This window comes from Kribbella caucasensis (assembly GCF_004361855.1).
GTDB lineage: Bacteria > Actinomycetota > Actinomycetes > Propionibacteriales > Kribbellaceae > Kribbella > Kribbella caucasensis.
On sequence record NZ_SNWQ01000032.1, the window covers coordinates 1 to 19,940 of the forward strand.

Here is a 19,940-nt window from a genome sequence, read left to right on the forward strand (position 1 = left end):
AACATCGCCCAACGCCTACGACATCACGCCCGAGACCCCGAAACCATCCTCAACCTGCTCCTGACCTGCTGAAACACGACTATGCCGGGGCCCTGGGTTGCCGTCCCCTGCTGCGCTGTTCCCGGGGCGCGCGGGCCGGAGTACTTTGAAATTCAAGAGCTTTGGGAGGTGTGCGGACATGAGCAACTGGAACGCCATGTCGTACGAGGGCAAGGACACGATCCTCCGCGTGGTCCGGACCGAGGCCGAACAGTTCTTCGACCTGGTCGACCACGAGGAGACCTGGGACGCGCCGACCGGCGCCGGTCACTGGCAGGTCCGCGACGTCGTGGCGCACATCGCCGACACCACCGAGGCGTACTTCGTCGCCTTCGACGCGGCGCGGTCGCACACCGAGGTGCCGGCGGCGTACGGACTGCCGGGGATGGCAGATCGGGTCGACCAGCAGGCGCTCGCATTGCGGGGCGTTCCCCGGGCCGAGTTGGTCGAGCGGTTGCGCGGCGACTTCGACAAGATCATGGAGATCTTCGACGCGCTCGGGCCGGACGAGTGGGGCGGTTTGACGGTGCCGCACTTCTACATGGGGCCGCTGCCGGCGTTCTTCTTTCCCGGTTTCCAGTTGATGGATTACGGCGTCCACTCGTGGGACGTTCGGCAGGGCACTGGGCGGGCGCACGGTCTCGCCGGTGAGGCTGCCGATCTGCTGGTGCCGTTCATGTTCGTGTTGTGGCAGTACACGACCGGCTACAAGGATCCGTGCGAGCTGGGTATCCGGATCACCAGTGGGCCGAACGCCGGTGACACCCGGGTGCAGGTCGGCCCCGAGGGCATGTCGTACGAGTCGGGCGATGTGAGCGATCTGAGTACTGTGCTCGAGTTCGACCCGGGGAGTTTTGTGCTGACCGCTTTTGGGCGGAGTAACGCCGGCACGATCCGTGGCGATCGGGCCACCGCCGACCGGTACCTGAACCTGTTCTTCCGGATCTGAGGAGGGGTTTGATGACCGAGCTCGATTTGCACCGCATCGAGACGGAACGGGAACGGATCAGGGCGACGTACTTGCGCCCGGTCGGCGAGCGTCCCGCCTCGTCCGCGCGGGGGTTGCATCATGTGGCCGTGCTTTGCGCTGATGTGGAGCGGACGGTGCGCTTCTATGAGGGCGTGCTCGAGTTCCCGCTGACCGAGATCGTCGAGAACCGGGACTACAAAGGGTCGAACCACTTCTTCTTCGATATCGGCAATGGGAATCTGCTCGCATTCTTCGACTTTCCCGGGTTGGATCTGGGGCCGTACGCCGAAGTGCTCGGCGGGCTGCACCACATCGCCATCTCGGTCGAACCGGAGCGGTGGGAGAGGTTGAAGAACAACCTGCGATCGGCGCACGTCGAGTACCAGGAGGAGAGCGGGACGTCGATCTACTTCCGCGATCCCGACGGCACGCGGCTGGAACTGATCGCCGACCCCCTCGGCGAGATGTACGGATTGACCGTTTTGTAGGGTTACTCCTCCTCGGGCAGCGGGATCGTGTGCATCAGGGCGATCTGCCACTGGTCCTCGGCCTTGCGGAGCACGACCGTGGTCGGTGACGACACGTGCTGCTGCCTGCCGTCGAACTCGTAGTCCTGCTCGAGCCAGCAGGTCACCAGACCCGTGTCACCCCAGTCGAGTTCGTGTACGTCGTTCAGCTCGCTGCTGATCGCCCCCATCAGGGGACTCAGCTCCGCGTAATACGCGTCGATCTCCTTGGCGCCGCGCAGCCAGCGTCGCGAGACCTCGTCCACTCCTTGTGCGTCCTCGGTCGTCAGCGTCCGGATCGTGTCCCAATCCTTCTGGTCGAACGCGGTCATCATCCTCCGGACCGTCGCCTCGAGCTCGGCCATCGATCCCACCTCCCCTTGAAGAAATCCCCTTCCGCTCACCATCGCACCGGGGCGCTGCGGCGTACAGGCTCGCGGGCCGGGTGGGGGTTCGCGTGGGCCGGATCGGGGCGTCGGTGGGGACCTCGGTCAAGAAGTGGGGGGCTTGAACATGTAATAGCCAGTTCACGGTCCCGGGTCGTTGTTCAAGGTCCCGGGGTTGGGCAGTACTGCGCCGATGACGGTAACCAATTGCCGGATGTTGGCGAAAAGTTGCCGTGCTGTGGATGAGGGGCGCCAGCACCGACGTGGTGGGGATCGGGCGGGGCGAAGAGTTGTCCGTGGGGTGAATTAGGGTCGTTGCATGGTGACGGGTGAGCGGGCTGGCAAGCCGGAGGACACGGTTGAGGAGAAGGGGGAGGGGGCCGGGGAGGGGGCGAGAGTTGAGGAGGGGGCGAAAGTTGAGTCGGGGGAGGTGAAGGGGGCGGCTCAGGGGCCGGTTGACGAGTTGACGAGTACGCAGCATGTGTTGACGGTGGGGCGGCGGAAGCTGAAGTACACGGCTACTGCTGGGCGGATCGTGTTGCGGCAGGAGGTGTTGACGGACGGGAAGTTCGACGGGCATCTGCCGAAGGCGGAAGTGTTTCTGACGGCGTACACGTTGGACGGGGCGGACGCGGGGGAACGGCCGGTGACGTTTGCGTTCAACGGTGGGCCGGGGTCGTCGAGTATCTGGTTGCATCTTGGGTTGCTGGGGCCGCGTCGGGTGGTGTCCGGCGATGCGGGTGAGCTCGCGCCGCCGCCGTACGGGTTGGTGGACAACGCGGAGACGCTGCTGCAGCACAGTGATCTGGTGTTCATCGACCCGGTGTCGACGGGGTACTCGCGCGCTGTCGAGGGCGAGAAGCCGGGGGAGTACCACGGGTTCACGCGCGACCTGGAGTCCGTCGGTGAAGTGATCCGGTTGTGGACGGCGCGCAACGGCAGGTGGATGTCGCCGAAGTTCCTGGCGGGGGAGTCGTACGGTACGACGCGCGCCGCGGGGTTGGCGGCGCATCTGCAGGAGCGGTACGGGATGTACCTGAACGGGGTGATGCTGATCTCGGCCGTGCTCGAGTTCGGCACTATCGTGTTCTCGCCGGGGAACGATCTGCCGTACTCGTTGTTCCTCCCGTCGTACGCCGCGCTCGCGCACTACCACGGGGTCGCGGGTGAAGGGCGATCGCTGGAGGACGTGCTGGCCGACGCGGAGGAGTTCGCCGCCGGTCCGTATCCGCAAGCGCTTGCGCAAGGCAACCGTTTGCCGGCCGAGGAGCGGGCTGCGGTGGTGACCCGGCTGGCGGCGCTGACCGGGCTCTCCGAGGACTACGTCGACCGGGTGGACCTGCGGATCGAGCACACCCGCTTCTTCTCCGAACTGCTGCGCTCGCGGCGATTGGTGGTCGGCCGGCTGGACGGGCGCTTCACCGGCTGGGATCCCGACTTCGGTCGCGAACGGCCGCTCGAGGACCCGTCGTTCAGCGCCATCATCGGGCCGTACACCGCTGCGTTGAACCACTACTTGCGGGCCGAGCTGGAGTACGAGAACGATCTGCCGTACGAGTTCCTCAGCCAGGATGCGAACAAGGACTGGTCGTTCAAGGAGTTCGAGAACGACCACGTCACGGTGGCCGGCAAACTCGCGGACGCGATGCGCGCGAACCCGCATCTCAAGGTGCACGTCGGATCGGGTCACTACGACTGCGCGACGCCGTACTACGCGACGGAGTACACGCTCGGCCGACTGCAGTTGCCGCCGGAGCTGGTGCCGAACGTCGAGGTCCGCTACTACCCGGCCGGCCACATGATGTACGTCCATGATGCTTCCCGCCGTCAGCAGGCGAAGGACCTGGCCGCCTTCATCCACGGAGCATCCAACCGATGAGCGACACACCCGAGGATCTCGCCGCCACCACCCTCGCCTTCGGCCACGAGGTCATCGCCGACGCACGGGCTACGGCAGTGTGACTAAGGCAGGGTGAGGATTTCGGCGCCGGTGTCGGTGACCACCAGGGTCTGCTCGAACTGGGCGGTGCGGGACTTGTCCTTGGTGACGGCGGTCCAGCCGTCGTCCCAAAGGTCGTATTCGTACGTGCCGAGGGTGAGCATCGGCTCGATGGTGAACGTCATCCCGGGCTCGATCACGTCGTCGAATCGCTCGTCGTCGTAGTGCGGGATGATCAGGCCGGAGTGGAACGACGTGGCGATGCCGTGCCCGGTGAAGTCGCGGACCACGCCGTACCCGAAGCGTTTTGCGTACGACTCGATGACGCGGCCGATGATGCTCACCTGGCGGCCGGGCTTGACCGCCTTGATGCCGCGGTTCATCGCCTCCCGGGTGCGCTCGACCAGCAGCCGGCTCTCCTCGTCGACATCGCCGACCAGGAACGTCGCGTTGTTGTCGCCGTGCACACCGCCGATGTACGCGGTGATGTCGACGTTGACGATGTCGCCGTCCTCGAGCGGGCGGTCGTCGGGGATGCCGTGGCAGATCACTTCGTTCACCGACGTGCACAGGGACTTCGGGTAGTCGCGGTAGCCGAGCGTCGACGGGTACGCCCCGTGCTCGACCAGGAACTCATGACCGACCCTGTCCAGCTCGTCGGTGGTGACACCGGGCTTCGCGGCCTCACCGACCGCCGCCAGCGCCTGCGCCGCGAGCCTGCCCGCGACGCGCATCTTCTCGATCAGCTCGGGCGATGTGACATACGAGCCCTCGTACGGCGTGGGCGCGGGCTGATCGACATACTCCGGGCGCGGAATGGATGCGGGGACCGGGCGGCGCGGCGAGATGATGCCGGGAGTGAGAAGCGACATGGTGAGATCATTCTAGTGAGCGGTATCAACGCCCCAGGAGGTGGCCATGCCCAAGGCCGACGATCACAGCAACGAGTGGTACTACAACGTCAAAACCGGCAAGGTCGAGCCCTACCAAGGGGACAGGGCGGCCGAACGGCTGGGGCCTTACAGCTCCCCGGAGGAAGCTGCCCGGGCCCTCGAGAAGGTCCAGGAACGCAACGAGGCCTGGGACAACGACCCGAAGTGGGAAGACGACTGACGCGAACCGACGACTGAGGGGCACCACCGTGAAAGGTGGTGCCCCTCGTTGTTTCGTCAGGCCTTCTTCGCCACCCGGCGGGCCGGGGCCTTGCGGGCCGGCGTGCGCTTGGCGACGGTCTTGCGGGCGGCCGTCCTGGCCGGCGCCTTCTTCGCCGCGACGCGTTTCGCCGGGGCCTTCTTCGCCGCGGCCTTGACCGGGGCCTTCTTCGCGGCCACCTTCTTCGCCGGAGCCTTCTTGGCCACCGTCTTCCTGGCGACGGTCTTCTTGGCCGGCGCCTTCTTTGCCGGGGCCTTCTTCGCTACCACCTTCTTGGCCGCGGCCTTCTTCGCCGGGGCCTTCTTGGCAACGGTCTTCTTGGCCACCGTCTTCTTTGCGGGGGCCTTCTTGGCGGGAGCCTTCTTCGCCACCGTCTTCTTCGCGGCCGTCGTCCTCGCCGCGGTCGTCTTCTTTGCCGGCGCCTTCTTGGCGGGCGCCTTGGAGACCGCCTTCTTGGCCGCACTCACCTTCTTCGTCACTGTCTTCTTCGCCGCGGTGACCTTGCGCGCGGCGGTCTTCTTTGCGGCTGGGGCCTTCTTGGCGACAGTCTTCTTGGCGGGAGAAGCCTTTTTGGCTGTCGCCTTCCCTGCGGCTGCCTTCTTGGCTGGCACTCTGCCTCCTTGGTGCGGCTGAGGAAAACCACGGTGGATTCCTCGTCGTCACGATGATGACAACAGTTGGTGCCTACGTAAAGCACCCGAAACGCCCGCAGGTCAAGGCGTCCAGGCCCGCAATTCGGGCGGTAAAGCCGAAAATCCTTGTGCAGAAGGGATTCCGGTGCAGGTCGAGCATGCCGGACGGCCGCAAATAATTGTTGGCGACACGCGCACGAAGAAGGCCCTGATGTGCCCTCTTCGTGCTTCCGAGCGAAGTGTTGTCCTCGGCAACCTCTCGTCACAACGCACCCGCAACACCCTTCGAAGACCTCTGCGATGCTGGTCTGAACGATGCCTTCAACGAGTTGGAGTGATGGTGCGCGACGACCTCGGCATGCATGTCGAACTGCCCTCGCGAGTACGTCGGGTGGTGAGCATCGTGCCGTCGTTGACGGAGTCGATCGCGGCCACACATCGAGAGTTGCTCGTCGGCGCGACCGATTGGTGCACACATCCGGCCGACCTCGACGTGGTTCGTGTTCGCGGTACGAAGAACCCCGACGTCGACCTCATTCGCAAGCTCGCGCCCGATGTCGTGATCGCGAATGCCGAGGAGAATCACGACCCCGATCTGGCCGCGTTGAGGGACGCCGGTCTGCCGGTTTGGGTGACCGCACCGACGACCGTCGAGCAGTCACTGGAATCACTGAGACGAATGCTCTCGGCAATCACCGGCGACGTCCCCGGTTGGCTCGACGAAGCCCGCGAGGTGTGGCGACCGCCGTACGCCGGTCCGCGCCGGCGGGCCGTGATTCCGATCTGGCGGCGGCCGTGGATGGCATTGGGCCGGAACACCTTCGCCGGTGATCTGCTGCAAAGGATCGGCATCGACAACGTGTTCGCGGATTCGGCCGAGCGGTATCCGCGGATCGACCCGGCCGCGTTACCGGCGTACGAGCTGGTGGTGTTGCCGGACGAGCCTTATGCCTTTTCGCCGGACGACGGGCCGGAGGCATTCGGCGAAAGAGCGGTATGTGTGTCCGGCCGGCATCTGACCTGGTACGGACCGTCACTGGTCGAAGCCCGCGACCTGCTCACCGGACAGCTGACGTGATCAGCGGACGGCCGATCGTGATGAGCGGACAATCGGAGCGATCAGCGGACAGTGGGCGTGAGGTGCGCCACGAATACTGCCTTGTCAGCTAGACGCTTAGGGTTGCCTCACCTACTCTTTCGGCATGCCGTCGATGACCGCGAAGAAGAAGTGCTGCAAGGACAAGCCGAGGTGCAAGAAGTGCCCGGTGGTCCTCAAGCGGCTCGCCGATGCCGGCTGCGCGGAGCGGTGCGACCTGCGGCATTACCTCGTCGACAAGAAGATCCCGAAGAAGCTGCTGAAGGAAGCCCGCAGCCGCTGACTCGCCAGGCTGGTCCCAGGAGGCTGCTCCCAGGAGGCTGCTCCCAGGAGGCTGGGCTCAGGACGCCTGGCGCAGGTTGATGGCGTCGACGGCTTGGCGGAGCAGACCGGGGATGGTGACGTGCGCGGCCTGACCGGTCGCCTCCAGTTCGTCCGAGTACCACCAGCCGTGCGCGCTGATCGTCTCCAGTTCGAGCTGCTCCTGGTTGGCGAAGCTCACCTCGACCCGGTCCACGCCGACGGCGAAGAACGTCTGGTGCTGGATGATCCGGCAGCCGCCCCACTCGAACTCGATCGTGTTCGTCGCCACCGGTTCGCCCAGTGCCTCGGCCGGCAGCTGGATGCCGACCTCCTCGCGCAGTTCGCGACTACCGGCCTGTGCGACCGTCTCGCCGGTCTCGACGCCGCCACCGATCGTGAACCAGTACGGCGTCGTCGGCTTCAGCGGGTCCCACCCGTGCAACAGCAACACCCGGCCGTCCGAGCGGACGGGCAGGACGCGGGCCGTCGTACGCCGGACGACGGTTCCGGGCGGAGGCAGGCGCGATTCGGTCACACCTCAAAACGCTAGAGGACGAAGCCGGTACGGCGACGGCTCCTGCGGCGCGTCTCACATTCGTTGCCCCGTGCCCGCAGTGAGACGATCGAAGACATGGCGCAACGAATCGGCCTCGGCCTGGCCGCACTCGGCCGGCCCGGGTACATCAATCTCGGACACGACGAGGACCTGCCACCCGGCCGGGCCGTCGTCGATCTCCGGCGACGCACCCACGAACTCCTCGAGCAGGCCTGGCAGGCCGGCATCCGGTACTTCGACGCCGCCCGCTCGTACGGCCTCGCCGAAGTCTTCCTCGGCGAGTGGCTGACCCCGGAGCGACGGGCCCAACTCACCATCGGGTCGAAGTGGGGCTACACGTACGTCGCCGACTGGCGCCACGACGCCGAGACGCACGAGGTGAAGGACCACTCACTGGCCACCTTCGAGCGCCAGTGGCCCGAGACGCTCCAGGCCCTCGGCGGTCCACCTGACTTCTACCTGATCCACAGCCTCACCCCGGACAGCCCCGCCCTCGGCGACGTCAAACTGCTCGACCGCCTGACCCAACTCGCGGCCGAAGGTGTCCGCGTCGGCCTCTCCACCAGCGGCCCCCACCAGGCAGCCACCCTCCGAGCGGCTCTCGACCTCAACGGCCCGTTCACGGCCGTCCAATCCACCTGGAACGTCCTCGAACCCTCCGCAGGCCCCACGCTCGCCAAAGCCCACGAGGCCGGCTGGTTCGTCGTCATCAAAGAAGCCGTCGCCAACGGCCGCCTGACCACCCGCGCCGGCGACACCCCCTTCAACACCTTCGCCGCCCACCACCACCTCACCCCCGACGCCCTCGCAATCGGCGCCGCCCTCGCCAACCCGTGGACCGACATCGTCCTCAGCGGCGCCACCACTCCCGCGCAACTCGACAGCAACCTCGCCGCCCGCGACGTCGAACCCCTCACCGAATTCGCGCAGACACCATCTGAGTACTGGACCGAACGCTCATCCCTGCCCTGGATCTAGCAACGACAGAGCTCCCGACCTTTAGCCGAGGTCGGGAGCTCTTGTGGTGCGAGTGGTCAGCCGATGGTGGCGCAGGTGATGAAGGGCTGGACGGTGATCTCATTGGGGGCGTTGTTGGTGAGCGCGATCGTCCACGAGTTCGCGGTCGAGAGGCCCTCCGCGTCCGCTAGGTCGCTCGGGTAGGTGCCGTTCACGACGACGTGCTTCGCCTCGCTCTTGACGCCGGAATCCCACTTCAATCCGCCGGACAGGGCCTTCTTACCGTCGGCGCAGTCGAGCTTGATCTCGGAGAACCCGGTCGGGACGACCTTCATCGGGCTGCTGACGGTGAGGCCGACCACGCCCGTGTCGCCCTTCGGACCCGCGGGACCTTCCGGACCGGCCGGGCCGACCGGACCCCCGACTGCATTCAGCTTGCCCTTGACGGCGTCGTTCAGGTCCGTCTCGGCCAGCGCTCCGTCCTTCACGCTGTCGCTGGTCACCGTGTTGTTGTAGGTGCCGGTGAACCACTTGACCACGTTCGGGTCGATGTCCGCACCGTAGATGGTGCCGTTCTTGAGGTTCCAGCCCGACACCGAACCCTCGGTGTTCGGGATCGGGCCGGCGACCGCTGCCGGATCGGCCGCATTGGCCGACGTCGCCAGCACGATCCCGCCGCCGACTGCCGCCACGACGGCGACGGACAGCGCGATTGCCTTCTTTGTGATACGCAAGATTTTCCCCTCCGAAAGCCCCCAGCTCGTTGCCGGGGCAACCTGAGGAGTCAAGCACTCTGGCGGGTGCTTGGGAAGATCGATTTCTGCAGGGAAACGTAAAATCCACGTTCACCTGACGCAAAAGGCTCGCCGGGTGAAGCTAGAAGGTGTGGTCGTCGGTGGGGAAGGTGCCGGTGGCTACCTCGTTGGCGTAGCTGGTGGCGGCGGTCGTGAGGATGCTGCGGAGGTCGGCGTACTGCTTGACGAAGCGGGGCATGGGGCCGGAGCGGAGGCCGGCCATGTCCTGCCAGACGAGCACCTGGGCATCCGTGTCGCGGCCCGCGCCGATGCCGATGGTCGGGACCGGGATCCGCTTGGTGATCTCGGCCGCGACGTCGCCGGGGACCATCTCCAGAACGACGGAGAAGGCGCCGGCTTCGGCCAGTGCGACCGCGTCGTCGATCAGCCCGGCCGCCTGGTCGCCGCGACCCTGGACCCGGTAGCCGCCGATCGCGTGTTCGCTCTGCGGGGTGAAGCCGATATGCGCCATCACCGGGATGCCGGACTGGGTCAGCTTCTCCACGGCCGGTACGACGGTCCGGCCGCCCTCCAGTTTGACCGCGGCGACGCCTGCTTCCTTCATGAAGCGCACGGCGGTGTGGAACGCCTGCTCGGGCGACGCCTGGTACGAACCGAACGGCAGATCCGCGACCACCAACGCGCGCTGGGCGGCCGTCGCCACCGCACGTGCCAGCGGGATCAGCTCGTCGACCGTGACCCGCAGCGTGGTCTCGTAGCCGTAGACGTTGTTCGCCGCGGAGTCGCCGACCAGCAGCACCGGGATACCGGCCTCGTCGAAGATCTCGGCCGTGTACTGGTCGTACGCGGTCAGCATGGCCCACTTCTCGCCACGGTTCTTCATGTCGCGCAGGTGGTGGATCCGGTACTTGCGCGGCCGCTTGCTGCCGCTGACGGGCGCCTCACCCGATGCGTTGCCCTCGGTCGGCCTACCGGCTTCGCTGGATGCGGACGGGGTCACCGGTTCACCGAGGCTGGCTGTGGGTTTAGCGGCAGCCAGGTCGGCCGCTGCTTGGGCCCGCCTGGCCCGGTGGGAGCCGGTGAGCTCGGCCTGCGCCTGGTTGTGAACCTGGCTGGGTGCGTCCTGCTGTACGTCGGCCCGTCGCCGCGCCCCGACCCGCGCTCCGACCGGGCGGCTGTCGGACGTCGACTCCGGGACGTTGCTCTCGTACTCCGCGCTCGGATCCGTCAGGTAGACGTTGGTGGCGGCGTTCGGCTGTGGCTGCTGCGGCGGGGCAGGCCGGTTCGCGGGCGGCAGGTTCTGCGAAGCCTGCGGCGTCTGCGGTGCGGGAGCCGCCGCAGCCTGGGCAGGAGGCGAGGGCGGCGGTGCTTGTGGCGTGGTCGGTGCCTGACCGGTCGGCGCCGGACCACTGCTGGGGGGCACTAGACGCCCAGTGTTCTGACCGTTGGCCTGGCTCGGTGGCGGAGGCGTGCTGGCCTGCGTGGGTGCAGGCGTCGTCCACCCGTTGCTGGTCGTCCCGTTGGACGCGTGCGGCGCGACGCCGTTGCTGGCCGGCGGCCCTGCCGGACGCGGCGGAGCAGGAGGCGGTCCACTCGGACCCTGCTGCTGCGGGGGAGTGGGACGACTCTGGGGAGTGCCGTTGCTGCCCTGTCCTGGCTGTGGGGCGAAGGGACTCGGACGGCCCTGCTGCTGCGGCGGTGCCGGTGGCGGGCCCTGCTGTGGTTGACCTTGCGGACCCGAAGGCCGGTACGGCCGATTAGTCGGCTCCGGGTGCGACCGGCTGCTCGGCTCCTGCTGGGAGCGACCGGTTGGCTCCTGGTACGACGACGGCGCGAACGGGGACTCGTCGTACCGGCTGCTGGAGTCGCCGTAGTAGTTGGGCCGCGTCGTCTCGTCGTACGAGCTCGGCTGCTGCGGTTCGGAGTACTGGCTCGGGTAGCCGCGCTCCGGGGCGGGCGGCGGGGGCCCGGGCAGGTACGGGGACTTCGGCACGTACGGCTGCTGGGGCACCGGGCCACGTTCGCCGTAGGCGCGGGGCGCGCTCGGCAGTTGCGGGGACGGATCGAGACCGGCCAGACCGCCGGGCGTGCTGTCGCGCCAGCCGTCGCCGGAGTCGTCGGTGTAGCTGTAGTCCGAGCGGTGGTGCTCCTCGGTTGTCCGGTTCTTCGGTCCGGTCCCGTACGGCGCCGGCAGCTCCTCGTCGGCGTCGCCGTTGGTACCGGCCGACATGAAGTTGTCAACCATGCCTTCATCGTCCCACCGTCGCGGTGCGTGAGCGCTACCGGCTGTCGATGAGGGATCACTCACATCGTCGGCGGGCAGGCCGGAGTACCCGGAGTTGCGCCCCGCGGGCGTGCCCCAGGGCGGTTCGGAGCTGTCATCCCAGGAAGGGTCCCCGGAGGGGTCGGAGGAAGGGCGGTTCCGCCACGAGCCACTCAGTTCCCGGCCGCCTTTCTCGCATCTTCACGCCAGGCGGTGGTGATCGGTAGCCGGCGGTCCCGGCCGAACGCCTTATGGGTGATCTTCGGGCCCGGCGGATACTGCCGGCGCTTGTACTCCGCCTTGTCGACCAGCTGGATCACCTTGCTGGCCAACTCGGGGTCGAATCCGGCGGCGACCAGTTCGGCGCTGCCGCGGTCTTGCTCTACGTAATCGTCGAGCATGTCGTCGAGCAACTCGTACGGCGGCAGCGAGTCGGTGTCCTGCTGCCCCGGCCGAAGCTCCGCGGACGGCGGTTTGGCGATCGAGTTCTCCGGGATCGGCGGCTGCTGTCCGCGCGCCTTCGCGTCCGCGTTCCGCCACTTCGCCAGCCGCCAGACCAGCGTCTTCGGCACGTCCTTCAGCGGTGCGTACCCACCGACCGCGTCGCCGTAGATGGTCGAGTAGCCGACGGACAGCTCCGACTTGTTGCCACAGGCAAGGACCAGGTGGCCGTCGGCGTTCGACAGCCCCATCCAGATCACCGCCCGGACCCGGGCCTGCAGGTTCTCCTCGGCCAGCCCGGTCAGCCCGAGCGTGTCCAGGAACGGCTGCACCATCGGCTGGATCGGCACCACCCGGTAGTTCAGCCCGGTCCGCGCCGCCAGTTCGGCCGCGTCGTCCCTGGAGTGGTCGCTGGAGTAGACGCTCGGGTTGGAGATCCCGAACACGTGCTTGGCGCCGATCGCGTCACAGGCGATCGCGGCGACCAGCGACGAGTCGATCCCGCCGGACAGCCCGAGCAGCACCGACTTGAAGCCGTTCTTCTGTACGTAGTCGCGCAGGCCGAGCACGATCGCGCCGTACATCTCGGCCTCGTCGGCCAGCCTGGGCGCCTGCGCCGCGGCGATCGGCTCGTACGCCGGCAACGGGTCCTCGTGCAGAACGGTGTGCACGATCTCGATGCCCTCGTGCTCGCCCTTCGGTGTCGCGGTCGCGGCCGGGAGCTCGAGGTCGACGACCATGCCGCCCTGCTCGAACTGTGGGGCGCGGGCGAGTGTCTTGCCCTCGGCGTCCACGATCAGTGAGTCGCCATCGAAGACCAGCTCGTCCTGTCCGCCGATGAGGTTCACATACGCCAGCGAGCAGCCGGCTTCGCGGGCCCGGCGACTGACCAGCTCGCCGCGGACGTCGTCCTTGTTGGCCTCGTACGGCGAGCTGTTGACGACCAGCAGCAGACCGGCTCCGGCGGCCCGGGTGACCGCGACGGGTCCGCCGTCCTGCCAGAGGTCCTCGCAGATCACCAGCGCGACGTCGATGCCGTGGATCCGGATCACCTGCAGGGTGTTGCCGGGGACGAAGTGCCGGAACTCGTCGAAGACGCCGTAGTTCGGCAGGTGGTGCTTGACCGCGGAGGTGACCACCGCACCCCGGTGGATCACGGCAGCCGAGTTCGTCGGGGAGCCCTTGGGCCGGCCGAGGCGGTCGACGCCCATCGCCGTACCGGTCGCGCGGCCGAGGTATCCACAGACCACGACGGTCTCGCCGAGGCCCTCGTCCTGGAGTCGCTGGGCCAGCTCCTCGACCCGAGCCTGGGAGGCGTCCACGAAAGACCTGCGCAGGGCGAGATCCTCCACCGGATACCCGGTCAGGGCCAGCTCCGGGAAGGCGACCACGTGGGCGCCGCGCTCGACCGCGTTCCGGGTCCACGTGACGATCTTCTCGGCGTTTCCGTCGAGGTCACCGACCGTCACATTGAGCTGAGCGAGAGCAACCCGAAGCTGAGGCACGGGAGCACCTTACTGGGTCGCCGCCCCGCGCGCGCACGCGTAGGGCGTGACCAAGTCACCGGTCCGGACGTTGACCGGTCATGGATGTTCACGGGGACAAAGCTCAGCGGGAGCTGCCAGAGGTCGATCCCGGCCTGGCAGCGGCCGCTCTGGTCGTTTACGCGCATCGCCACGAGGTGGTTCACCTCCTCTATGCCGCGGTCGACGAGGCCGACGCGGTGCACCGGATCGCGCAGTTGCTCCGGATCGACGAGTCGACCGTCGGCCGGGTGCTGCTCCAGCCGCTGCGCTGGATGCTCCCGCAGTTCCGCGACGAGCTCGCAGCGCTGGCCGGCCGCTCCGCCGCCGAGCCCCAACCGGCCGTACCGGCCGTGCTGCCGGAGTCAGCGCCACCTGAACCAGTAGGCCTCACCACCGACTGACGGTAGCTACGAAGGTCGGCGGGACGGATACTTTCGGCGACTGTAGGGACACCACAGCGCCGCCTCACTGATGCGGTGACTACTTCCATGGGTGGGCCGACGGCTGTCGGGGGAGCGAGCGCTGGGCCCGGATCTGGCGCGCGGATTCATGTTGCTCTTCATCGCTCTGGCGAACTCGCACTACGTCCTGCGCGGGTCCTCGGTGCTCGGCGGATTCCCGCAGGACGGGGGAGCCGTGGCCCGGGCGACTCGGTTCCTGCCCTGGCGGCGGAGCCTGGTCCTGGTGGTGCTCGGGTTCCCGCACGCGATGCTGCTGTACGTCGGCGACATCCTCGGTGCGTACGGCGTACTGCTGTCCTCGGCGTCTGGGCTATCCGGTGGGACCGGTGGTTGCTCATCCGAGTTGACTGCACCAAGTCTCTATTCTCTTGCGGGTCGCCTGGTGGTGTGGAGGTCTTGGTTCGTTGGACGAGCTTCGGCAGGAGTTGCTGGATGGCCAAATCGAGTTGCCGCGGGTTGGAGAGGTAGTCGCTGCTGAAGGTCGGTTCCCTCCGTTCGTAGTGGTGGGCGCTGACGGCGCCGAGATCGAGTCAGCGGTTCGGTATCTGCGGGACTTGGCGCTGGGCGATGCGAGTCCGTTGACGCGCCCGGGCTACGGATTCGATCTGTTGCGCTGGTTTCGGCGTGGTTTCTGGGAGCGGGCGACGTCGTCCGAGGTCGCGGTGCTGGTCGGCTGGATGAAGTCAGCGACAAATCCCCATCGCACCCGCCGGCCGGGCGCGACGGCCGTCGGCGCGGTGAATCAGAGGACTGGCAAGCGCATCTTGGCCGCGGGGTACGCGCCGCGGACCATCAATCATGCGTTGACGGTGGTCTCCCGGCTGTCCGGTGTGACGTCATCGGCATCCGGTCGTGGATGTGGCCGGCGCGCGTTGTCGGTGGCCGCTGGTAGATCTGGTGTCCGCCGTCCAGCGAGCCGAAGGAGGCTGTGATGCAGAAGCGACCGCGCGTGGTGGTCAGTGTGGGAGCCAGTGTCGACGGGAAGGTCGCGCTCACCCGGGACGCGCTCTTGATGCACCAGCCAAGTTCGGATCTGTGGGGATCGATGACGCCGCGTGCCGCCGATCCGGTGCCGCTCGACATCCTCGAGGTGCTCGGACAGCAGTACGGCTGCAACGCGATCCTGGAGGGCAGCGGCAGCCTGGTCGCCGAGGACGAGATTCCGGAAGAACTGCCCACCTACGACGGTGACACCGCCGGGCTCTACCAGCACTTCCTCCCACCGGACATCACCGGACAACCGTCCCCGCCGCACATGTGGTTCACCGTCGTCGACAGCCGCGGACGAGTGCGCTGGACCGAGAAACATGAGAACTGGGACGCGCTGGTCCTGGTGGCGCGGTCGACCCCGGCCGACTATCTCGGCTATCTCCGCCGGGAACGCATCTGCTATCTCGTCGTCGGCGAGGAGCGCGTCGACCTGGCGCGAGGGATCGCCGCGATGGGCACCGAACTCGGCATCAGTTGCGTGCTGTCGACCGCGGGCGGCGGCCTCAACGGTGCGATGTTGCGGGCAGGTCTAATCGACGAACTCCACCTGACGCTGGCGCCTGCTCTCATCGGCGGACTCGGCACACCGTCGGTGATGGACGGGCCACCGCTTGCCGTAGGCGAGCCTCCGACCCGATTGCAATTGCTCTCGGTACACACTGACACCGGCGGCTCCGTACGCCTGCACTACGCCGTAACCGAAAGCTGACCTCTCCTGCGACAGCTTGACTAGTGCACAGAATCGTCGCAGCGCTCTTCTTCGCACTGACCGCGTTGCCGAGTGCCGACTCGCTGGCGACGAGCACGGACGCGCCGGACCAGGCGATGCTTCCGCCGGATCTGTGGACGCAGTTCGCCGAGCGGATCACCGTCCACCCGTTCATCGCGCTGCTCGGGCCGATCGGGTTCTTCTGCCCGTTCCTGGTCGGCCTGTGGGCGGGGCCGCGCCGGATCCTGGAGAACCCGGCGCGGCACCGGAGGTTGCTGACCACGACCGTTGTCGTCGGCATCGGCGCGGCCGTGCTCGGCGCGCAGCCCGTCTCGCTCGTGCTGGCCCGCGTCATCGACAGGCCGAGCGACGACGCGCTGAGCGTGTTCGGCCCGCTGCACGATGCGGCCGGCGTCCTCGGTGGCTTCGGCTATGCGGCTCTGATCGCGCTGCTGTCGATCCGGTTCGCCCCGAAGCCCGGTCCGATCACGCTGGCGATCGCGGCCACCGGGCAACGGTCCCTGACCTGCTACCTGGCCCAGTCGGTCGTCTGGACCGTTGCCTTCGCGCCCTATCTGCTCGACCTGTCCGGCCCCCTCGGCGTCACGACCACCGCGCTGTTGGCCGCGGCCACCTGGCTGGCGACCGTCCTGCTCGCCGACCGTATGCGGCGTACCGGCTATCGCGGCCCGTTCGAGCTGCTGATCCGCCGAGTCACCTACCGGAGCCGGCCGAAGCTGACCGCCCGAACGACCTGAGTACTACGGACGGCGCTCAGTACTACGGGTGGCCCCATTACTACGGGCGGCCCAGGACTAACGGCATTGCCGCTCAGCTAGCCGATCTGACTTGTCGTAAAGCTGGTCTGCGTGGTGGTCGGGTTGGGGGCTGGGCATCTGGCCGTGTGGGCGAGTGCGGGGACCGTGAACAGGTTGTCGGGGGGTTCGGGCGTACGGTGCGGTGTTCACGGTTCCGCGATGGTGTTCGTGATCGCGGTGTCAGGCCCGTGGCGACCTGGTTGGTCCGGCTGACCGTCGTACGACGCTTCTGACGGTGGCGTGGTCATCGAGAATCCGCTCAGTGACGCCCGACCTCTCAGACCCGACCCGCGCGACTCGACGTTGAGCACCCATCAGACGTGGGCCGGCGCGAAATGTGACTGGCCGCTGCCCAAGGTCGCCTGTTGGCCGGGTCAGGCGGACCGCTAGGTGGATCCGGGGAGGTTTTTTGTGGCGACCGGGGTGGGTTGTTGGCTCAGGGCGGGCAGAAACCCGCCCCGGTTGCGCTGAGCCCATCGGTGGCGAGACCGTGCCTGGGCGGCGCGGGTCGACTAAACCGGTCGAACGACGATCAGCCTGACGGCAAGCCAGGTGGCCTGACCAAGCGGCATTGGGACTAGCGGATGGTGCTCGAGTCGATTTCCTGGGTGTACGACGTGATGTTGGTCAACGTGCCCTGGACGAACTCGAAGATGTCGCACGAGGAGACGAAGGACGACTGCCACTTCTGGTCGACGTACCGGGCGATCGCGTCGACGGCGACCGCGTCGGCACTGACGATGGCCTTGAAGCGGAGGAACTGGGTGGTGCTGCGGGACAGCTGCTGCAGCGCACCCTCGCAGGCCTGGATCACCTGGTCGCGCCCCTCGAGCCGGGCAGCTCCGACCAAGGTCCAGCTGACCTCGGGATGCAGGAACGGATACACCTCGGAATACCGGTGGGTGGAGAACGCCTCCGCCACCTGCTGGATCGTCGCCATCCGCAAATCCTCTCAGGTCGGCTGGTCAGATCTTCCAGTCCCACGGCGCGTAGATGCTGACCCGGACCGCATCCAGCAGGGTCGGAACGTACTTTGCCGAGCACCCGATCGCGTACTGGTTGCGGGCCCCGAGCACGTTTTTCCTGGTCAGATCCCGGCGCTGGACCTCGAAGGCCGTGACCAGCTTCCACTGGGGCCAGGAGTCCTCCGTGTAGGACCGGGCGATGTACCCGGCGGCGACCGGATCTCCGTGGTTGCCCAGCGCCTCGCCGGAGCGGGTGGAGGTGCGCGCGTTCAGGTAGTCGCCGCGTTGGTCGCCCATCGGGTGTTGACCCGGTGGGTTCAACCTGGCGTCGTGCAGGTTGGTCTCGTACTGCAGGCTCCACTCCTCGTAATCGCAGGCGAGGATCACCTGTGCGTTGCCGGGACCGGGGGCGCGCAGCGCGGATTCGGGAGCATCGAGCCGGGCGACGGTGATCTGCTGGTAGGCGCTCTCGGGCACCGGCGGTCGGCTGGGAAGCTTGGTCGGGAACGGCGCCGGCTGGGTCTGCGTCGGCGTCGCTTCCGGAGACGGCTGACCTGAGGACGGTGAGCCCTGCATCTGCAGGCTGATGTAGGCGGACGGCGAGGCATCGGCCGTCGGAGCCGTTTCGGTGCCGCAGGCGGCGACCAGGAACGGCAGGCAGAGCAGTACCCCCAGTTGCGCATGGACAACTTTTACCGGTCCGGTGTCGTCCGTACGCACTGTGGGTGCGGTGTAATGGCGGTCGTGACGACGGGTGGTGCGGGGGATGTGCGGTTGGGGCGGGCCGGGAAAGGCTTGCGGGTGCTAGTCGCCCTGGTGGGGATCGGGCTGCTCGTGAACGGGTCGGTGCGGGCCACCGATGACGTCTGGCCGTTCGGGCCGATGTCGCAGTACGCGATGTCGGTGCCGGACGACGCGGCGATCACGTACACCCGGGTCAGCGCGTTGACGGACGCGGGGACGACGGTGGATGTGCCGTTGAACATCGAGGGGGCCGGGGTCGCGCGGGCCGAGATCGAGGCGCGGATCGGGGAGATCGTCAAGGATCCGTCGTTGCTGCAGCAGGTGGCGGACGGGTGGGCGAAGAAGCACCCGGACAAGCCGAAGTACGTGAGGCTCGAGCTGATCCGGGACACCACGCAACTGGTGGAGGGCCGGGTCGAGGGTCCGCCGAAGTCCGAAGTACTGGCGACCTGGCAGGTGCGCCGGTGAAGGTCGTCAACTGGTTCACGCCCGCGATCGCGTTGGCCAGGGTGGCGTGGTTGCGGACGGTCCTGTACCTGTTCGTCATCCTCGACATGCACGCGTTCGTCCGGGACACCCGGCTGAAGGGCGAGCACACCGGGCTGTACCAACCGCTGTTCCTGGCTCGCCTGTTCGACCTGCCGAGGCCGTCGGTCACCAACACGACGATCCTGTACGTCGTCCTCATCGTCGCGTGTCTCGTCGGCGCCACCAACTGGTTCCCCCGGATCGCGGGCTGGGTGGTCGCCCCGGCGTTCACCTGGTGGGTGCTGATCGGGATGAGCGACGGCAAGGTGGACCACGACCACCTCGCGCTGGTGGTCGCGTTGTGGGTGCTGCCGACGGTCAAGCCGCAGCAGAAGGGCTGGAGGGCCTACGGGGACCAGAGCAGGTCCGAGGCGGCCGGCTGGGCTGTCAGGTGTGTCCAGCTCAGCGTGATCGCGACGTACTTCCTCTCGGCGGTCGCCAAGCTGCGGAGCGCCGGCTGGGTGGTGACCTGGCCCGGGAGCGCAGTACTGACCTGGGCGATCGTCCGCCGGCCGCACCCGGTCGGGGAGTGGTTGCTGAACCACCCGTGGATGCTGCACGTGATGCAGTGGGTCGGGTTCATCGGCGAGCTCCTGTCGCCGGTGGTGCTGTGGCTGAAGGGGCGCTGGCAGTTGCTCGCTGCGCTGTTCTTCATCGGCTTCCATGTGGCGAACACCGCGATCCTGCTGATCCACTTCCTGCCGACCGTGGTCTGCTGGCTCGCCTTCGCCCCACTCGAGCGGATCGTGCCCTGGTTCCAGCGCCGGAGCAGGTCAGCCGGCGACGCCGGACAGGCCGAAGACCAGGCCGAAGACGGCGGGAAGGCCAAGGAGCAGGCCGGCGCGTAACCGGAACCGGCGGCCGTCCGGTCCCGGCGTCCGGACGATCCGGGACAGCACCGCCCCGGCGTACCCGAAGACCAGCGCGGCGAGCAGGATCTGCTGGGTCGGCAGGGTGTCGCCCTCGTGGGTCAGGCCGAGGGTGACCAGGCCCGGGCAGCAGAACGCGAACATGCCGAACCCGAGCTCCGGGATCGGCAGCCAGCGGCGCCCGAGCACGTCGAGCTCGGCCGGACGCTTGCGCTGGACCGAGCGGACGAACCGGGTGGTGCTGAGCAACAGGTCGCTGATGCAGAGGACGGCCGCGACGACCAGGGCGGCGTGGAAAATCGTCTGCACGGGGAGAACGTTAGGCCCCGCTTGAC

22 protein-coding genes are annotated in these 19,940 nt (G+C 67.6%); 12 read left to right on the forward strand and 10 right to left on the reverse strand.

Features of this window, described 5'->3' with window-relative positions:
- Positions 1 to 178: 178 nt before the first annotated feature.
- Together EV643_RS38985 and EV643_RS38990 are read left to right on the forward strand one after the other, a co-directional pair.
- Entirely contained in the window at positions 179 to 988 is an 810-nt protein-coding gene (locus EV643_RS38985; RefSeq protein ID WP_202869964.1) for a maleylpyruvate isomerase family mycothiol-dependent enzyme, read from the forward strand.
- Between the two features lie 11 nt (positions 989 to 999).
- Entirely contained in the window at positions 1,000 to 1,497 is a 498-nt protein-coding gene (locus tag EV643_RS38990) for a VOC family protein (protein WP_133805259.1), read from the forward strand.
- A 2-nt stretch (positions 1,498 to 1,499) separates the two neighbouring features.
- Here the strand turns inward: EV643_RS38990 and EV643_RS38995 are convergent, their stop codons facing one another.
- Positions 1,500 to 1,880 (reverse strand): YybH family protein, encoded by a 381-nt coding sequence (locus tag EV643_RS38995; RefSeq protein WP_166665741.1) that lies wholly within the window; start codon positions 1,878 to 1,880, stop codon positions 1,500 to 1,502.
- Positions 1,881 to 2,382: 502 nt separating this feature from the next.
- On the opposite strand from EV643_RS38995, the gene EV643_RS39000 reads away from it, so the two are divergent.
- Positions 2,383 to 3,780 (forward strand): S10 family peptidase, encoded by a 1,398-nt coding sequence (locus tag EV643_RS39000; RefSeq protein ID WP_238166120.1) that lies wholly within the window; start codon positions 2,383 to 2,385, stop codon positions 3,778 to 3,780.
- Positions 3,781 to 3,863: 83 nt separating this feature from the next.
- Here the strand turns inward: EV643_RS39000 and map are convergent, their stop codons facing one another.
- Positions 3,864 to 4,712, reverse strand: a complete 849-nt coding sequence (gene map, locus EV643_RS39005) for a type I methionyl aminopeptidase (protein ID WP_133805262.1) — start codon at positions 4,710 to 4,712, stop codon at positions 3,864 to 3,866.
- A 46-nt stretch (positions 4,713 to 4,758) separates the two neighbouring features.
- On the opposite strand from map, the gene EV643_RS39010 reads away from it, so the two are divergent.
- Positions 4,759 to 4,953: a hypothetical protein gene (locus EV643_RS39010; RefSeq protein WP_133805263.1), complete on the forward strand. Its 195-nt coding sequence runs from the start codon at positions 4,759 to 4,761 to the stop codon at positions 4,951 to 4,953.
- A 56-nt stretch (positions 4,954 to 5,009) separates the two neighbouring features.
- Here the strand turns inward: EV643_RS39010 and EV643_RS39015 are convergent, their stop codons facing one another.
- Complete coding sequence (locus tag EV643_RS39015) at positions 5,010 to 5,603, reverse strand: histone H1-like repetitive region-containing protein (RefSeq protein WP_133805264.1); 594 nt, start codon at positions 5,601 to 5,603, stop codon at positions 5,010 to 5,012.
- Between the two features lie 358 nt (positions 5,604 to 5,961).
- Here EV643_RS39015 and EV643_RS39020 point away from each other — a divergent pair, with 358 nt between their 5' ends.
- Together EV643_RS39020 and EV643_RS44475 are read left to right on the forward strand one after the other, a co-directional pair.
- Complete coding sequence (locus EV643_RS39020) at positions 5,962 to 6,702, forward strand: helical backbone metal receptor (RefSeq protein WP_133805265.1); 741 nt, start codon at positions 5,962 to 5,964, stop codon at positions 6,700 to 6,702.
- Positions 6,703 to 6,826: 124 nt separating this feature from the next.
- Positions 6,827 to 7,003 carry a hypothetical protein gene (locus EV643_RS44475; RefSeq protein WP_166665740.1) on the forward strand — a complete coding sequence of 59 codons (177 nt, stop codon included), beginning with the start codon at positions 6,827 to 6,829 and terminating at the stop codon, positions 7,001 to 7,003.
- Between the two features lie 57 nt (positions 7,004 to 7,060).
- Here EV643_RS44475 and EV643_RS39025 read toward each other — a convergent pair whose 3' ends face one another.
- Positions 7,061 to 7,558, reverse strand: a complete 498-nt coding sequence (locus tag EV643_RS39025; protein ID WP_133805266.1) for an NUDIX hydrolase — start codon at positions 7,556 to 7,558, stop codon at positions 7,061 to 7,063.
- A gap of 96 nt (positions 7,559 to 7,654) precedes the next feature.
- Between EV643_RS39025 and EV643_RS39030 the strand changes: the two genes are divergently transcribed.
- A complete protein-coding gene (locus tag EV643_RS39030; protein WP_133805267.1) occupies positions 7,655 to 8,557 on the forward strand; it encodes an aldo/keto reductase in 903 nt (300 codons plus the stop codon).
- 56 nt (positions 8,558 to 8,613) lie between these two features.
- Here EV643_RS39030 and EV643_RS39035 read toward each other — a convergent pair whose 3' ends face one another.
- From EV643_RS39035 to EV643_RS39045, 3 genes are all read right to left on the reverse strand, one after another.
- The gene (locus EV643_RS39035) at positions 8,614 to 9,270 is read right to left on the reverse strand and encodes a hypothetical protein (protein ID WP_133805268.1); all 657 of its coding nucleotides are present in this window, start codon (positions 9,268 to 9,270) and stop codon (positions 8,614 to 8,616) included.
- 142 nt (positions 9,271 to 9,412) lie between these two features.
- Complete coding sequence (gene panB / locus EV643_RS47090; RefSeq protein ID WP_370452426.1) at positions 9,413 to 11,536, reverse strand: 3-methyl-2-oxobutanoate hydroxymethyltransferase; 2,124 nt, start codon at positions 11,534 to 11,536, stop codon at positions 9,413 to 9,415.
- Between the two features lie 191 nt (positions 11,537 to 11,727).
- Complete coding sequence (locus EV643_RS39045) at positions 11,728 to 13,500, reverse strand: NAD+ synthase (RefSeq protein WP_133805269.1); 1,773 nt, start codon at positions 13,498 to 13,500, stop codon at positions 11,728 to 11,730.
- A gap of 80 nt (positions 13,501 to 13,580) precedes the next feature.
- On the opposite strand from EV643_RS39045, the gene EV643_RS39050 reads away from it, so the two are divergent.
- From EV643_RS39050 to EV643_RS39060, 3 genes are all read left to right on the forward strand, one after another.
- Entirely contained in the window at positions 13,581 to 13,922 is a 342-nt protein-coding gene (locus tag EV643_RS39050; protein WP_133805270.1) for a hypothetical protein, read from the forward strand.
- A 991-nt stretch (positions 13,923 to 14,913) separates the two neighbouring features.
- Positions 14,914 to 15,681 (forward strand): RibD family protein, encoded by a 768-nt coding sequence (locus EV643_RS39055; RefSeq protein WP_133805271.1) that lies wholly within the window; start codon positions 14,914 to 14,916, stop codon positions 15,679 to 15,681.
- A gap of 23 nt (positions 15,682 to 15,704) precedes the next feature.
- Positions 15,705 to 16,439, forward strand: coding sequence for a DUF418 domain-containing protein (locus tag EV643_RS39060; protein WP_238166112.1), 735 nt, complete (start codon positions 15,705 to 15,707; stop codon positions 16,437 to 16,439).
- A gap of 637 nt (positions 16,440 to 17,076) precedes the next feature.
- On the opposite strand, the gene EV643_RS39065 is transcribed toward EV643_RS39060, so the two are convergent.
- Both EV643_RS39065 and EV643_RS39070 read right to left on the reverse strand, forming a co-directional pair.
- Positions 17,077 to 17,439, reverse strand: coding sequence for a nuclear transport factor 2 family protein (locus EV643_RS39065; protein WP_133805272.1), 363 nt, complete (start codon positions 17,437 to 17,439; stop codon positions 17,077 to 17,079).
- A gap of 25 nt (positions 17,440 to 17,464) precedes the next feature.
- Complete coding sequence (locus EV643_RS39070) at positions 17,465 to 18,184, reverse strand: hypothetical protein (protein ID WP_133805273.1); 720 nt, start codon at positions 18,182 to 18,184, stop codon at positions 17,465 to 17,467.
- 15 nt (positions 18,185 to 18,199) lie between these two features.
- Between EV643_RS39070 and EV643_RS39075 the strand changes: the two genes are divergently transcribed.
- Entirely contained in the window at positions 18,200 to 18,676 is a 477-nt protein-coding gene (locus EV643_RS39075) for a hypothetical protein (protein WP_133805274.1), read from the forward strand.
- Positions 18,673 to 19,584, forward strand: a complete 912-nt coding sequence (locus tag EV643_RS39080) for an HTTM domain-containing protein (protein WP_238166113.1) — start codon at positions 18,673 to 18,675, stop codon at positions 19,582 to 19,584. The genes EV643_RS39075 and EV643_RS39080 overlap by 4 nt, the downstream gene beginning before the upstream one ends.
- Here the strand turns inward: EV643_RS39080 and EV643_RS39085 are convergent.
- Complete coding sequence (locus EV643_RS39085; protein WP_133805275.1) at positions 19,510 to 19,914, reverse strand: hypothetical protein; 405 nt, start codon at positions 19,912 to 19,914, stop codon at positions 19,510 to 19,512. The genes EV643_RS39080 and EV643_RS39085 overlap by 75 nt on opposite strands.
- Between the last annotated feature and the right edge of the window lie 26 nt (positions 19,915 to 19,940).